Raw genomic sequence first — 16,147 nt, 5'->3', positions numbered from 1 at the left:
AAAACAGTAAACAATGCAGCTGCTCATAGATTCTGTGAACAGCTGCATAAAAAGTCTGTATTATGTATGATTTCTTCTATGTTTCCTCTTCCACTTCTCCAAAAGTACTTCATTTGGCTCAATCTGAAGATTCTGCTTCACTTCGTCCATCTCGCTTCTCATCTGTGCATTCACTTCCTGATATTCACTGTGCTTTGTAAGCAAAATGTGAAATTCTTCCAGCGACATATACTTATAAGACGCATACAGATATGGTTTTAGTAATTCCTTATCTTCGCAGATCTGGTAGGCTCTGTCATACATTTTGGCCGCTTCCTGATAAAGGAACAATCGTCCATATGCCGCTCCAAGACATGCATAGATCTTTCCATAGAATTTTTCATCTACACTCTCATCTTTTTCCTGATTCAGGATTTCCTGATAAACGATGATCGCTTCTTCAATCTCACCGCTTTCAAGAAGATTATCGCCTTTATACTTCTTACGCTCTACATCCTTCTGATTTTTCAGATGTTCCAAAACATTCTGGATACGGATCATTTCCGATTCTTTATAGATCTTTGAAGCTTTCAGGATTGTAAGAACAAAATTCTCGACAGATCCACGCATACGCATCAAATCTCGAAGCTGCTCTGCCAGTTCTTTCATCCCAATCTCTTCTTCCAGCCAGGTGCAAAGCGGTTCATTCATGATCGTATAATCGATCAAATATAAATTATTACACAGATAGTAACACAATTCTTCTATCGTAAAGATCCTGCAATGGATCCTGGAAATCTCATAAGGATGTGCCGCGTGTCTGTCATGACAAAGAATTAAATTTCCCATCATTACCTCCTAAATGTATCACCTTTTCCTCACGGAAATCCGTCGGTAGGAAGAAATCTCCAAATCCGACATCACGTACTGTAATCTTGCAGGTTTTTTCATCCAGAAACATCGTTTCTATCTGAAGTCTTATCGAATACTCTGCTCTCTTCGGAAGTCTCTCCAAAGAGATTTTTTCGGTCTTAACCGTTCCCTGAACCAGTGACTCGATATGGAATTCTATATCATCACCCTCTTCAAGGATCACTTCCCACTGATTATTCGACTCATACCAGTGTGCACCCCAGGAAACAAGCGGATACCACATTTCCTGACCATCCACACGCATATTGACTGTAATCTGATCTGTCAGCTTAGTCTCCGATAGATAAACCGGATTCTCTATATGCATATACAATTTTCTGTATGCAGTATAGCAAGCTCCTTTGCTGTACAGATTATTTCCGATAAATGCTCTTCTTCCATTGCAAAGCACCCGCAATGACTTCGGATACCAGTTATTTTCGAACCCTTCTCCTGTCAGGAATACGGAAGAAACAATCCTCTTATCAAACACGCTCTGTATAAATTTACAGAACATCGCATCGGCTTCTTTTGCTTTATCCTCGTTCAAAACCGGATAAACAAGCGCCAGTTCTTTCATATGTGCATTTGCAACTTCATCAACCGTAACAAATGTAGTCTTTCCACCACCAAGTCCCGGCTTCAGTCTGCGCAGCATATATGCTTTGATCTCATTACGGTCACAGCAGAACAATGCTGCATCATACTGCCACAGTTCTTTCGGCTGATAGAAGAGATAATTACAAAAACTCTCTTTATAATCCTGAATAAAGATATGTCTTTTATCAATATTCATGCGAACTGCGATCCTTCGAAGCATCTGTGCCAGTTCTTCTGTAAGAACCGGTACGCTGAACACAATTCCATCAATTTTAGGAAATGACTGTAAAGACATCTGGATAAACTGTGAAAGCAGCCATACTGCATCATATGTCTCATCACCAAATTCAATTTTCTCATTTGCAAGACTTCTCGAAAGCAGACGGGCAACAGTAAATCCTTCTTTCAGTGTTGCAAGACGTTTTGCCTCTTTTCCATATGCCCATGTGTCTCTTAGTTTTCCAATAATCAAAGGAATCTGGAAATTATCTGAGTCAACTTCCAGTGTCTGAGGTTCCATCTCTTTATCATTATAAAAACTGATCTGGCATGTCTTTTCATTTATCTCATATCCAATTATACTTCCCTGTCCCATGAAAAGATTTCCTCCTTAATACTGTATGAACATATGTGATGCAACCGCATCTTCCAGTGCATACTGCTTCATCTTCTTCTCTCGTTCTTCCGGATCTTCTTCCAGAATAATGTCATTGAGCCTTCCATATCTGCCCGGTTCACCTTTTTCAACCGTATGCTGGCAGATCTTTTTCTCACTTCTGTAAGAATTTCCGTCAATTGTTTCTTTAAAATAATAGATCAGTCGTTCATGCGAGAACAACACAAACTTCTTCACATACAAATTCTCATACATTGGTGTCAGAAGTTCTGTTGCATAATCAGAATCTCCGTTTCCACCTTTCTGCAACTGATAATACAACATAACACGGCTATCCTTCTGGCCCTTGTATTCTACCAGTGTCTTATCCCACAACTGGAATTCAATCAGCCACTCCTTATCATACTTAAGGAAAAATGGGAAATAAATCTGTTTGCCACAAAGTTCCTGCATAAACTTTTTCAGCGTCTTCTTAAGGATTGTTTCATACTCTTGATCCGAATAATATTTCAAAACAGCAATCATACAAATATCGATTGTTGCCTCACCCTTCTCTGCTTCCCTGCAGATAATATCAATTATAGATTTCTCTATCTTACGTGCTTCTACAACATATTCTCTGGAGACATATGCCAGATAAGCCTGCTGGAGCCGGAAGTATGCACCTTCATCATAATAAGCTTCAAATACTTTTGTCTCCTGGAATAATTCCTCTGAAAAGAGCATCTGTGTAATGATCCGTTCTGCCAGTTTGTGTGTATGGACTTCATACTCTCTGGCAACTTTCCACAATTCCTTCATCTCCTGTGTTGCTCCACAGTAGAAGTTTGCCAAATACGTAAGAATCACTTTATCATACTGTTTTTTCTTAAATAAATCATAACAAACATAGGTCAGGAAATCATCATTCTCATAATTTGTCTCACGAATCATCTTGCTGCACAGTACCTGGATCTCATCCTCCGGGAAATTTTCCAGACCCTTTTCCTTTACGATTTCCAGTGTCAGCTCTTCCTCTTCTTCAAACGCTTTGCTTCGGTTCAGGCTATTTGCATATTTTCTGCAGATATCCATATATCTAAGTTCATAAAACAGACGTTTACTCTCATATGGGATAGAATCTGTATAATGTCTTCCATCTTTTGCTTCCCATACAATGCGATCCGTCTTTGCATACAGAAATACTCTGGCTCCATTCTCTGTATATGCTGCCTTCTGTGTAATTGTTCCATCAGCTGCGATTACATGAATAAATTTCATATTCGGAACCTTTGTTGTAATCCAATATGCGTGACACACATCATAAAGAGCGCGGATTCTGTCCTGACTCATGTCTGTCTCTACAAGGAATCGCTTATAAATAATCCGCAGATCTTCATCTATATTTCTCTTCTCCAACTGATTCCATGTGAATTCTTCCATCTCATCCCTGTAGTGCGCATAAATCTCACTTGTCTCATCTTCATAAGTAATCAGATTTGCATACAAAAATGCGCATTTCTTATAATCCAGAGAATTTCCATGCATAAAATACAAATATACCGAACGAGGAAGCGGCTTATGAAATTCTTCCGGTCTCGCAGCCGCCATATAATATTCGTAAAGCTGCGCGATCTTCAACTCTGCGTCTACCGCTTTCTCATACCAATGGAAATAGATGTGTTCTGTTCTGCTGCCTTTTATAAGCAATGTACAGATAGAAGTCAATATCATCGCTTCATCATACATCTCATAACACTTCACAAGTACATTATACAGATGTTTATCAAAATTCTTCATCTGACTTGCCAGGTTTGCTGTATATAATGCAAGTTCCTTCGTCATCAGTTTATATTTCACGCCAAAAAGCAGAACCTGTACTTCAAACTGTCCGAGTTTTTTAAGAGATGAGCTCTTCTCTTTAAAACAACGGAATGCCTGAAGATAGAACCATAAGCTGTGAGACTTATACTCCATAAACTGCTTCTCAAGCACATTCAGTCTTTCACTGTAGATTTTATATTCCGAATCAACCTCAATCAGCATACAAAGAATCCGCCAGCTGTCCGGATGCTTCATAAAAGAACGTGAAAGTTCTTCTGCGACCCTTCTCTGCCCAATCGAATCATTACTCAGCTTTGTCGTCAGATAAAGGTAATAGGAACTCAATTCAACATCCTTACCGATTGCAAAACGATTGTAGTTATAAGATTCTAAAAGCCATTTTGCCTCATCCATCCGATTACCCAAAATGCAGATATGTGCCTGGGCAAGAAGGTAAAATTCATTACGTTCATCTACCTCGCGAAGATGTGAAATTTTCTTAATAGAAGTCTCTGTCCAATCTTCCAGTGACATCTTGTCACCTTCATATTTCAGATAATCTTTCAGAATTACATTAAATTCCTTTTCATTTGCACGATGTTCCTCATCTCTGCAAATATCCTTTTCCACTACGACCTCATAACTCAATGTTTCATATGGAGTTTCCAGAATAATCCTTCCAAAGTTACTTCCTCTGTGAAGCTTGTCCATAGAAATACCATATTCCAGACGATAGGCATTACCTATAAATTCGTCTGTCGTCAGATGTCTGTGCTCAACAGAAAGGAAATCGCCTTCTGTTCTTACATCAATCTCCAGATATCCCCAGGTATTTTTCTTCACAGTAAAAGTCTCTTTTCTGTCTTCTACAAGAGAAATAAAAGCACGGCTTTCTTCTTCCAATGTAAGAAAAATCTTCTCTTTCTGCTTGCACCCTACCAGGAATTCTTCAAGGGCGTGCTGATCCAGTTCCCATTTACGCATATTATTATAAAGCGCCTTGATCCTCGTATCTTCATATTTGAGAATTTCAAAGAAATCTCTGGACCGGAATAACTTCACTGCCTCAGCTGCATCACGATATGTAAGCTTCTTAAAATCTTCCAGGCTCTGAACCTTTCCGTATCGAGTCATAACAAATGGTTTCTCAATAATTGCAGTAAATGCAATATCATACTCTCCACCATTACATACAATCGTAAATTTCCCATGTTCAACATGTCCCGGCACAAGTCCTCTTCCATCGTATGTATAATAAATATTTACCGGATTTCCATCAAAACCCTGCTCTGCGCACTGTACACGATAGGAAGAAGGATATACAAGTCCACGTATTGTCCCTTCCCCTTCATTCTGCAGAGAAAAGCTTCCCTCATATTTTTCTCCTTCTCCGACACGCATCGTAATGTGAGTCTCAGGAAAAATAATTTCCGGCTGCGGGATGTGAAAATCCCCCTTTGCAAAACGTTTGATCTTATTCTTCAAATCCGTCACCTACTCAAATTTTTAATCATCCATAAGTTTGCTTCTGGCAACTGCCAAAAACGCTACTATAAATTATATCATTAGTATACATGATCTTGCAATGGGGGATTGTATAAAGTTTTACATCCATTTTTTCATTAAAATTCCTTCTTTATTTTCCCTGAAAAATGGATACATTTTTACCGGCAGCTTCCCATCATTGGATACAAGTAAGTAAAACCGAGACAAATCAAACAGAACGTGCTATAATAAAATTCATCTGAATGTTATTTCTACAAAGGAGGACTTCATTATGAAATTAGTAATTACTATGAGTCGTCGTTTCGGTACCGGAGCCAGCATTATTGCTGAAGAGCTTTCGAAACGACTTGATATTCCGGTCTATGACAAGGCCTATATAGAAGAAAAGCTCTCTGATCACAAATATGAAAGTGAAGCTGAAGCAATCCGGAAACTGGCTGAAAACCCTTGCATTATTCTCGGACGATGCGCCTCAGATATTCTGAAAGACCGGATGAATGTATTAAACATCTATGTGAGTGCTGCCAAAGAGGACCGCATTCAGAGAATCATGAAAAAAGAAAATCTTGATCATGATGCCGCAAAAGAAAAGGTGGAGCATACGGATGAAGAGCGTGCTGCTTATTATTATGAACACACCGGCAAGACCTGGGGAGATGTGAATGATTATCACATGATTCTTGACACTTCCGAACTTGGTGTTGAAAACTGTGCTGATATCTTAATGCATTATTTCGAAAAACTGGAATACATTTAATTTTTCGTGAAAGCACGGACTTTGGCTCGTTGCTCGTGTAAATATAACAGGGACAAAAACTTGTTGGTCTTCACAAAGTTTTTGTCCCTGTTTTTTTAATTCTGGCTGTCTGAAGTATCTGATGTATCTGACGTTTTAATTGTTACACCCTGTTTTTCAAAACTGATCTTCTTCCATACTTTTTTCTCTTCTTTGATTTTTGTATCCTTTTTCCACTGCTCCAGAAGTGAATCATACTGTTCCTTTTTTCTCTCACTTACAATACTTTCTTTTTTACTGTCTGTTGCCTCTCTGTCCAAAAGACTTGTAAGCTTTGCAATATAAATTCCATTCTCTGTCTCTATAATATCTGTAACATCACCTTCATTTGTCAATGCATCTGCTGCTGCGATCAGATCCTTATCCGGGCTTGTACTTTCAGAATCAAATGTAGCTGTCTGGGCTGTAAGTCCTGCTGCTGATGCAACAGTCTCCATATCTTCTCCACCCTTTAACCGATCATCAAATGCCTGTGCGGTCGTCTTCAAGGCTTCTTTCTCATCATCTGATAATGTCTGGGATTCTCCCGAATCATCTGTTGTTGTATATGAGAATAAGAGATATTGCATACTCTTCTGTGCTGCATCTTCATCTGATACATTCTCATCCACACCAGCTTCCATTGCCGCTTCCATCTTATTCGAAATTGTCATCAGTTCGAGAACTTTAGCCACTTCCTCCTCATCTCCTGATACCACTTTCTTCACATCATCCGAATTATCTTCACCGAATTTTGCTGCTGCATCTTTAATCGCCTGCTGCTCTTCCTCTGTCAGTGCAACATCATAGTCAGATACATGCTGTGAAACAAGATACATATTCTCCAGATTCTCAAGAATACTCTTCTTTGTCTGCTCCTCATATGTCTGATCGCCTGATGCTTCCTTTGCCCACATCTCTTCTGCTGTTGTTCCCATCATACTCGCATAGTAGGTTTCATACTGAGCCTGCTGCAATCTTGCGTAAAAATTCGCGACTCCAAGTGTAATCTTCTCATCACCGACTGTTGCAACTGTCTCATCTGTATTTATTGTTCCGCATCCTGTCAAAGATGTTGCTGTCAATGTGCCTGCCACTGCAAGCACTGCCAGCCTTTTTGCCAAACGTACCATCTGGTAAATCCTCCTCTTTTTACGTATTTACTTACGCAGCCATACTACCGCTCATTATATCGTGTTTTTTGTTCTATCACAACCCCAAACACAGAATCTCCTCAACTTCCCTAATCTAATCGAAGTTCGCGAATACTCTCTATAATTTCTCTTAGCATCTGCAGAACATTTTCCCCTTTCTCTTTTCCACTTCTCCCTTTCTTTTGATAAAGGAAATACGGGACTGCTTCTGCTTTGAAAATCATATTATTTCCATATTTCTTTAAAAGTGCCGGAATTTTTGCCGGATCCAGATTTGCTTTTTCATATAAGATAAATTTGTAGTCTTTTCCCTTTTGTTCTATCGCTGTAATATATGCAGAATGCGCAAGACTCTTAAGTGCTGCAATATGAAGAAGCTGCTGTACTTTTTTCGGAAGATCTCCAAAACGATCAATCAGTTCTTCTGTCATATCATCCATCTCTTCTTCTGTTTCAATTGTGGCAATTCTCTTATAAATATCCAATTTTTGATACTCGTTTTTAATGTAAGATTCCGGAATAAATGCATCTATATCAAGATCAATCGTTGTAGCGTAGTCTGCTTCTTCTTTTTCACCTTTCAACTGACTGACAGCCTCATTAAGCATCTTGCAGTACAAGTCATATCCAACTGCTGCCATATGACCACTTTGCGACTCTCCTAAAAGATTTCCCGCACCTCGGATCTCAAGATCACGCATTGCGATCTTGAATCCCGATCCAAGATCTGTAAATTCACGAATTGCAGCCAGCCTCTTCTCTGCAACTTCTTTAAGCATCTTATCCCTCTGATACAGCAGAAATGCATATGCCATTCGATTGGATCTCCCAACTCTTCCTCGCAACTGATATAACTGTGACAGTCCAAATCTATCTGCATCTTGTATAATCATCGTATTAGCATTCGCAATGTCCAGTCCTGTTTCAATAATTGTTGTCGATACAAGCACATCAATATCACCATTGATAAAATCATACATAATATCTTCCAACTGATGTTCATTCATCTGTCCATGTGCGTAAGATACCCTTGCATCCGGCACCAGTTTCTGCACACGAAGTGCCACATCTGCAATATTTTCCACTCTGTTATACACATAATAGACCTGTCCACCTCTGGCGAGTTCACGCTCAATAGCTTCACGTACCATCTCATCATTGTATTCCATTACATACGTCTGTATTGGCATACGATCCATCGGTGCTTCCTCAAGCACACTCATATCGCGAATTCCGATCAAACTCATATGAAGTGTTCTTGGGATTGGCGTTGCTGTCAGCGTCAGCACGTCTATATTTTCTCTTAATTTTTTAATTTTTTCCTTATGCGTCACACCAAAACGTTGTTCTTCATCTATGATCAGAAGTCCTAAATCTTTATATCCAACATCCTTTGAAAGCACTCTGTGTGTTCCGATCACGATATCAACCAGACCTTTTTTCAAATCCTCTACTGTTTTTTTCTGCTGCGCCTGCGTCCGAAAACGGCTCATCAAGTCAACACGCACCGGAAAATCTTTAAACCTTTGTATAAATGTATTATAGTGTTGCTGCGCAAGAATCGTTGTAGGTACAAGATAAACAACCTGTTTTCCTTCCTGCACTGCCTTAAAAGCTGCTCTTATCGCAATTTCAGTCTTACCATACCCTACATCTCCGCAGATCAGACGATCCATAATCTTCGTACTTTCCATATCTTTCTTTGTATCTTCAATTGCACGAAGCTGATCCTCTGTCTCTTCAAATGGAAACATCTCCTCAAACTCTCTCTGCCAGACCGTATCCGGTCCATAAACATAACCTTCTGTCTGCTGGCGCGTTGCGTAGAGTTTTACAAGATCTTTTGCGATTAACTGAACCGCTTTTTTTACCTGTCCTTTTGTTTTTTTCCACTGAGGTGTACCAAGCTTATTCAATTTTGGTGGCTTTGCATCTGCTCCTGCGTATTTCTGGATCAGATCCATCTGTGTTGCCGGTATATATAGAATTCCTCCGTCCGCATAGGAAATTTTCATATAATCCCGAGTAACAGTATCTACTTCGACTTTCTCAATCCCCTGATAAATTCCAAGTCCGTGATTCTCATGTACCACATAGTCTCCCGGTTTAAGTTCGGCAAATTCCTGGATTTTTTTTCCTTCATAAGTTTTTCTTTTCTTTTTTTTCTTTTTCTTACCAAAAATATCAGATTCCGAGATGACCGTAAACTTTAACATTGGATACTCGTATCCCTCTGAAATATAACCACAGGTTACCATAATCTCTCCCGGATTCACCTGCCGTTCCATCTCTTCACTGTAAAAACTGCTCAGATCATAATCTCTCAGATCTTCTGCAAGACGTTTTGCTCTTGTTCTTGAGCCCGAAACAAGAATCACGCGATACCCTGTTCTTTTCAGTTTCTTCAGATCTCGTGTCAGGAGCTCAAAGCTGCTATTATACGGATTGACAGTTTTAACCTGCAGACTGTAGACAGACCTTACTTTAAACATTCCACATTTTGATTCCAACATGGTAAATGCAATTCCATAATACTTGTTCATCTTTCCAATCGTATGATCTGTCTGTTCTACCTGAATCGGAATCTCATCTGCCTCGATACCTGCTTCTTCTCTGCTCTCCAAGCTGTGAAAGTACTCTTTTTCTACGATTTCTGCAGATTCTTGAAGACGTACCGGTTCATCCAAAAACAAGATTGTCTCCTTTACCGGAAAATATGCCAAAAAGCTTTCCGTTTCCATCTGCTTCCAGTTCTCAGTTGCCGGATAGATTTCTATTTCCTGTAAATTCTCTGTCGACCTCTGACTTTCCACATCAAAACTTCTAATAGAATCAACTTCATCTCCCCATAATTCAATTCGAACCGGATTCTCCTCTGTCAGTGGAAATACATCCAGAATCCCACCTCTGACTGCAAATTGTCCCGGACTTTCAACCTGGTTTTCCCTTTCATATCCTAATATCGAAAGGTTTTCCTGTAATTTCTGAAAATCCAGCGCCTCTTCTGCATGAATCTTAATCCTGTTCCCATACAGTTCTTCTTTCGATGGAAGCCCATCCAGAAATGCGTCCATTGTTGTAACTACAGTAATTGCTTCCCGTCCTTTCTTCTCTACAATCGCACGCAATACTTCCATACGTTTCCCTGTCAAAAATGCGCCCTTAATATCTGCATGATAAAACAAAAGATCTCTTGCCGGATAAAACCATACATTTTCCTCCAGTACACGCCATTCTTCATAAGCCTGTTTTGCTTTTTCTTCACTGGAAAAAACGATGACTCTGTACTCAAAGCCATCGCTCAGTGCTTTCGCGAGATGTATCTTCTGTGAATTCACACATCCTGCGATTTGCAGGAAACCCGTTTTCTTTCTTCTCGAACTGACAATCTCCTGATAATCAGCCAGTTCTTTTAATGGTTCTAAAAAAGCCTGCATCTCTACTCGTCCTTCTTTTTACGATTATATTCGTTCATCGCTTCGCTCATCTGGTCACTCACGATCAGTTCCACCGCTTTTACCGCATTATCATAACCTTCGCTCATCAGTTCCTGTTCCGTTTTAGAAAAATGTCCTAAAACATAATCTGCAAGATCATACTTCGGTGGTTTTTCTCCAACTCCTACTTTTATTCTAGGAAAAACCTGTCCGCCAAGATGTGCAATAATATTTTTTATTCCATTATGCCCACCTGCACTGCCTTTTGCACGAATTCTTAATTGTCCTACCCCAAGACTGATATCATCATAAATCACGATCAGTTCCTTCTCAGGATCCACTTTATAATAGTCAATCACACTTCGGATACTCTCGCCACTAAGGTTCATATAAGTCTGCGGTTTTACCAAAATCACCTTCTGTCCTGCAATCATACCCTTTCCAATCAAAGCTCGATGCTTCTCCATAGTTACATCTATATTATATCTCTCAGAAAGTCGATCTATAACATCAAATCCGACATTGTGTCTTGTTCCTTCGTATTCTTTCGTCGGATTACCTAATCCTGCTATAATATACATCTTCTTCTTCCTTTCCTAAATGCGTTCTCCATCCTCTTCTTCCCACTGTAAGCAACACGGGCTTGTTGTCATATAACTTCCTCTTGCAAACAGCAATCTTTATTTTACCGCATGTGTGAATATTTGTCATGCATATTTGCTCTGTAAATTCATAAATTGTATAAAAAGGGGGATACTCATGAAATCAAAAACTAAAATCATTGTCCTTCATATGAAAGAGATCATCTATACTATTATTTTTGCTGCTCTTGGCATTCTTTTGATTCTTCTTCTGATTCTTATGTTCCATCCAAAAGAACCGTCTCCTGAATCTGATCCTCAATGTTGCATTGCTGAAACTAACATTTCTTCATAAGCACTCAAAAATGCTGCTTGCCGGGTTTATACAGCAAAAAAGCCACAGTCCATCCTTTCTGTGGCTTTTCAATTGCTTTTTCACAATCACTACTATTTTAATTCTGCTTATCCTTCTACAATTAGATAAGTACCATCCGGCAGTGCAAATACTTCAGAAGCCTCTTCTAATTCTTCCTCTGACATCCCGTCTACATCCATGCCATTCTCTTCAAAGTATTCTCTTACTTCAGCCAGAGATTCTACAACAACTGCCATACAGTCCTCCAGAAAAGCTTCTGCTGCCTCAAGGGTCTCTGCTACCGGTTCATCAAAAAGCTGCTCCTGCTTCTCCAAAAAAGTCTTCAGACACTCTTCATTGTACTCTCCCATTACTTCTCCTCCTGTTTCTTAACAATCTTTCGTATCTCTTCCGCTGAATCAACAATACATTCAGCTCCGTCCTCTAAAAGAGCTTCTCTTCCACGGAATCCCCAGGACACAAGAATTGTCTGCATCCTTGCCGTGTGCCCTGTTGCAAGATCCACTTCTGAATCTCCGATGTATGCTGCTTCTTCCGGCAAAACCCCAAATGAACTGGCAATCGTCAACGCGGCCGTCGGATCCGGTTTCTTAGGAACTCCATCCTTCTGTCCCTGTACATGGTCAAAAAGTGCTTTCCCAAATACTTCTTCAACCACATGGACAGCCTGCCTGTCTGGCTTGTTTGATAAAACTGCAAGTTTGATACCACTCTCTTTCAACTGCTGCAACATCTGTGGAATTCCTTCGTATGGAGCAACCTTATACATACAATTTGCATCAAATATCCTGGCATACGCTTCCACCGCCTCTTCAAGATGACACAGTTGTGTATCCCCGCCTGCCTTTAATGTCCGTTCAAGCAGAACCTTCGCCCCATCTCCAACGAACTGCCGGCACTGTTCCTTTGTGATCTGTGGCATTCCAATCTCTTTCATCGTCTCATTGACTGAATATTCCAGTGAATCCAATGTGTTTGTCAACGTTCCATCCAGATCAAAAATACAAGCCTTTATCATAGCTGCCTCCATACTTTATCATTGGTTACATTACACCATAACCATATCTGCTCTTTTCTGTTACTTTCCGTAACATTTTCTTCCCACTTATCATAGTATGAAGTCATAAAAATTTCAATACTTTCTCTCTATTTTCCAAGAAGATATTGTCTCATTGTTTTTAAAGCATTTTTCTCTAAACGGCTCACCTGTGCCTGCGAAATTCCAATCTGTTCCGAAACTTCCATCTGCGTCTTTCCTTCAAAAAATCGTAAGCGGATCAGCCGTCTCTCTCTTTCATTCAGCCGTTCCATCGCAGCCTCTAAAGACAACTCTTCCACCCAGTTTTCTTCTCTGTTCTTCTTATCACTGACCTGATCCATCACATACAGTGCATCGCCACCATCATTATACACCGGTTCCTGAAGACTCATTGGTGTCTGTACTGCATCCAGTGCATAAACTACTTCTTCTTTTGAAAGTCCAATCTCTTCTGCGATTTCCTGAATGCTGGGTTCTTTCATATTTTTTCGGATATAACCTTCTCTTGTATAAATTACTTTATAAGCTATATCACGCAATGAGCGGCTCACGCGAAGGGAACTGTTATCTCGCAGATACCGACGGATTTCTCCTATGATCATAGGGATAATGTATTATAGTGGAAATTTTGAAATTTCCTTTATCCAATAGGGTAATTATCTTGAATAAGATATATGAAATTTCACACGCAAGAAGATATATCCCCTTGCGATGTATTAACTATAGAAATGTAATTTACTGTAGTGTCAAAAGATCATTATACTCAATTTCAACATAATCATTCGATATTTTGATCTTTTTGATATATTCACGTACAGTCTTCTGTCTTTCATTGAAAGACATGAACTCCCAGCTGTCAGCAACACTTTTGAATGCTTTAGCTCTTGCTGTCATATCTTTAGCTCTGGTGTTCTTTAATGTGTACTGTTCTATCTGTGTATTCAGATTTTCCAGTTCTTTATTGATCTCACCAATCGTCTCCAGCAGGACACTATTATTGGTATCGGACGCATATAAATTATACAGGGATTTCAGCTTACCTTCAAGAACTGATTTTCTCTGGTTCATAGCTTCAAATCCTTTTTGATTTTGCTGTTCTGATTTTTCCTCGATTACCTCATACTCCTTTGATAATTTCAGCATATCACTAACAACAACTTCTTCAACTTCAGCTGCATCCAATTTTCCATTCTGGCAATTTGGATTCTTAACCAGGTGCGGTTTACTATGGTCTAATGAGTAACAGTAAATCATCACTCTTCCACCGCTCCATTTTTGATAACGCATCTTTGCCCCACATAATCCACAATATATTAACCCAGTAAGTAAATACTGTGATTTATGAGAAGTTGCTCTCGTTCTTGTTTTTCGCAATTCCTGAACTTCATCAAACAGTTTTTTATCAACTATCGGCTCGTGAAGACCATCAACGATTTCCTTATTATATTTGAGCTTTCCAATGTATGTCACTCTGGATAACATATCGGACACTTGTTTGTCTCCTTTTAAATCGAACATCTTTGCCAGTGCATACGTGGAATAGCCTTCCTTATATAATTCAAAAATCTTTCTGACTGTTTCTGCATCTTTATTTGGCACAAGAACGTCATCACCGTTATTATAGTCATAACCAAATGGTGGTTTCGTCCCTCTCCATTTTCCGGTTTTGATTCTCTCTGTAATTCCCATCTGTGTACGTTCACGAATATTTTCACGTTCATACTGAGCAAATACAGATAAGATACCTACCATTGCTTTTCCATATGGTGTTGTTGTATCAAAGTTCTCATTTAAAGAAATAAATCCAACATCATTTGCTTCAAACACATCTTCCAGAAGATAAATCGTATCTTTCTGACTTCTGGACAAACGATCAAGTTTAACAACTACAACTGATTCCACTTTGCCCTCTTGAATTTCTTTAATAAGACGTTTCATCTCCGGACGATTCAGATTGCTTCCTGAATAGCCACCGTCAATATACAGATCATAATTATCAATCTCCTGATAATTACAATACTTTTCAAGCTTCTCTGTCTGAGCACCTACTGAATATCCTTCTTCAAACTGAAAATTTGTAGAAACTCTGATATACAATCCTGTTTTTTTATTATTTGAGGTATTCTTTCCAATTCTTATGTTTCTCACCTCGCTCTTTCCTCCTCTCACGTATACTATACCATCCTTCCAGAAAAATTTCAACTTATTTTATTTGTCTAAGTATGTTATATGAAACTTCTTCTTTCAGCTGCATCGACTTTAATATTATCAACTGCTCCCATCTCTTTATTCATCTGATATAAGATCTGACGAACTACCGGGGAATCTAATTTGAATCTTTCTAAATCTTTATCTTCGATCACATTACCATTTGCATCATATCTTCTTACAATTTTTAATGCCATCGCAATCCCTCCCTTTATAAATCATATTCAATCGTCTCTAAAAAATCACCAGAACCGCTCGTCCTGTATTGTCATTCTTTTGTGTTATCTACATTTTATGACGTCGTTTTCTGTTGAATTGTCGAAAGCAGGAATATCATTTCCCGCTTTCGTTCATTCCCATTTGAATCTGTACTGCTTTCAGTACCCGATCCAAACTCCACTTATTTACTCTTCCGCATTTCTCAATAATGCATTTTGTAGAAATGCTCATAACCTGTTCAGCCAATGCCAGGCTTCCTTTTCGGATCCCTGTCATATCGTATTTACTGATAAATACATGTGTTGGTAAATACCGCTTCTTATATATTCTTGATGTCAGCGGAACTACTGTAATGACTGAACTGTATGTATTGGCTTTGTTGTTACTTACTACGATCACCGGTCTTACTCCACCCTGAACCGAAGTTGTCGGGAACATACCGAGATCCGCCCATAAGATATCTCCTCTTCGAATCGTCACTTGTCATCTCTCCAATCTTTTTAATTTGTAAAGCATTCATAGCGCTATATTGGCTCCACAAGAATACGGCAGAGTTCCTTTCCAAGATGGAAAGCTCTGCCACATAACCTCTATAGCCAATTTGATTATTAAACAGTGCTCGCTCGATTCTATTTATCCTCGATACCCCGAATCGTTACTCCTGCATCTGCAGGAAGGGAATAATAACCTGCCCGGATGCTATACTCCGGACCACAACCCAAAAACTCTCGTTTCCAGGCTCTGGCAGTTCATAGGTTTACCAGTTACAGACTTCTCAGGGTCTGCAAGTGTATCGCATCTCACACATGTCATCGCATCACCAGCCTGCCGACTGGCTTTGGTCAGTGCTTTTTCGCAGCATTATTGACTCTAAATAGTTTCTTACGTCTTATAATCCTATAGCGGCATCTTCCTCGTGCTCACTGTATGAAATGTCACGTC

At 39.4% G+C, this 16,147-nt stretch carries 13 protein-coding genes and 1 pseudogene; 2 read left to right on the top strand and 12 right to left on the bottom strand.

The window, feature by feature from the left end:
• Window positions 1-60 precede the first annotated feature (60 nt).
• The 3 genes from ACZ47Z_RS06055 to ACZ47Z_RS06045 are packed head-to-tail and all read right to left on the bottom strand — an operon-like array spanning window position 61 to window position 5,395.
• The gene (locus ACZ47Z_RS06055) at window positions 61-828 is read right to left on the bottom strand and encodes a hypothetical protein (protein ID WP_015528877.1); all 768 of its coding nucleotides are present in this window, start codon (window positions 826-828) and stop codon (window positions 61-63) included.
• On the bottom strand, window positions 803-2,086 hold the full coding sequence (locus ACZ47Z_RS06050) for a DUF5716 family protein (RefSeq protein ID WP_117825571.1): 1,284 nt from the start codon (window positions 2,084-2,086) through the stop codon (window positions 803-805). The genes ACZ47Z_RS06055 and ACZ47Z_RS06050 overlap by 26 nt, the downstream gene beginning before the upstream one ends.
• Before the next feature lie 15 nt (window positions 2,087-2,101).
• Window positions 2,102-5,395 carry a DUF5717 family protein gene (locus ACZ47Z_RS06045; protein WP_464525969.1) on the bottom strand — a complete coding sequence of 1,098 codons (3,294 nt, stop codon included), beginning with the start codon at window positions 5,393-5,395 and terminating at the stop codon, window positions 2,102-2,104.
• A 292-nt stretch (window positions 5,396-5,687) separates the two neighbouring features.
• Here ACZ47Z_RS06045 and ACZ47Z_RS06040 point away from each other — a divergent pair, with 292 nt between their 5' ends.
• Window positions 5,688-6,173: a cytidylate kinase-like family protein gene (locus ACZ47Z_RS06040; protein ID WP_015528875.1), complete on the top strand. Its 486-nt coding sequence runs from the start codon at window positions 5,688-5,690 to the stop codon at window positions 6,171-6,173.
• A 95-nt stretch (window positions 6,174-6,268) separates the two neighbouring features.
• Here ACZ47Z_RS06040 and ACZ47Z_RS06035 read toward each other — a convergent pair whose 3' ends face one another.
• From ACZ47Z_RS06035 to pth, 3 genes are all read right to left on the bottom strand, one after another.
• Complete coding sequence (locus ACZ47Z_RS06035; RefSeq protein ID WP_054752875.1) at window positions 6,269-7,324, bottom strand: peptidyl-prolyl cis-trans isomerase; 1,056 nt, start codon at window positions 7,322-7,324, stop codon at window positions 6,269-6,271.
• A gap of 110 nt (window positions 7,325-7,434) precedes the next feature.
• The gene (gene mfd, locus ACZ47Z_RS06030; protein WP_464525968.1) at window positions 7,435-10,782 is read right to left on the bottom strand and encodes a transcription-repair coupling factor; all 3,348 of its coding nucleotides are present in this window, start codon (window positions 10,780-10,782) and stop codon (window positions 7,435-7,437) included.
• Window positions 10,783-10,784: 2 nt separating this feature from the next.
• Window positions 10,785-11,363 (bottom strand): aminoacyl-tRNA hydrolase, encoded by a 579-nt coding sequence (gene pth / locus ACZ47Z_RS06025; RefSeq protein WP_226870933.1) that lies wholly within the window; start codon window positions 11,361-11,363, stop codon window positions 10,785-10,787.
• A gap of 178 nt (window positions 11,364-11,541) precedes the next feature.
• Between pth and ACZ47Z_RS06020 the strand changes: the two genes are divergently transcribed.
• Window positions 11,542-11,718: a hypothetical protein gene (locus tag ACZ47Z_RS06020; RefSeq protein WP_155492217.1), complete on the top strand. Its 177-nt coding sequence runs from the start codon at window positions 11,542-11,544 to the stop codon at window positions 11,716-11,718.
• A 107-nt stretch (window positions 11,719-11,825) separates the two neighbouring features.
• Here ACZ47Z_RS06020 and ACZ47Z_RS06015 read toward each other — a convergent pair whose 3' ends face one another.
• The 6 genes and pseudogenes from ACZ47Z_RS06015 to ACZ47Z_RS05990 form a co-directional block, all read right to left on the bottom strand.
• Window positions 11,826-12,089: a hypothetical protein gene (locus ACZ47Z_RS06015; protein WP_015528870.1), complete on the bottom strand. Its 264-nt coding sequence runs from the start codon at window positions 12,087-12,089 to the stop codon at window positions 11,826-11,828.
• Complete coding sequence (locus ACZ47Z_RS06010) at window positions 12,089-12,757, bottom strand: HAD family hydrolase (RefSeq protein WP_464525967.1); 669 nt, start codon at window positions 12,755-12,757, stop codon at window positions 12,089-12,091. Before ACZ47Z_RS06010 ends, ACZ47Z_RS06015 begins: the two co-directional genes overlap by 1 nt.
• Before the next feature lie 128 nt (window positions 12,758-12,885).
• Window positions 12,886-13,392: pseudogene (locus ACZ47Z_RS06005) on the bottom strand (sigma-70 family RNA polymerase sigma factor); the annotation flags it as partial.
• A gap of 121 nt (window positions 13,393-13,513) precedes the next feature.
• Window positions 13,514-14,926, bottom strand: a complete 1,413-nt coding sequence (locus ACZ47Z_RS06000; RefSeq protein ID WP_008688170.1) for a recombinase family protein — start codon at window positions 14,924-14,926, stop codon at window positions 13,514-13,516.
• Window positions 14,927-15,003: 77 nt separating this feature from the next.
• The gene (locus ACZ47Z_RS05995) at window positions 15,004-15,183 is read right to left on the bottom strand and encodes a hypothetical protein (RefSeq protein ID WP_129699908.1); all 180 of its coding nucleotides are present in this window, start codon (window positions 15,181-15,183) and stop codon (window positions 15,004-15,006) included.
• Between the two features lie 136 nt (window positions 15,184-15,319).
• Complete coding sequence (locus tag ACZ47Z_RS05990) at window positions 15,320-15,685, bottom strand: type II toxin-antitoxin system PemK/MazF family toxin (protein ID WP_054752883.1); 366 nt, start codon at window positions 15,683-15,685, stop codon at window positions 15,320-15,322.
• Window positions 15,686-16,147 lie beyond the last annotated feature (462 nt).

The sequence above is a fragment of the Mediterraneibacter faecis genome, assembly GCF_055383675.1.
This window is presented reverse-complemented; position numbering and strand designations above follow the sequence as displayed.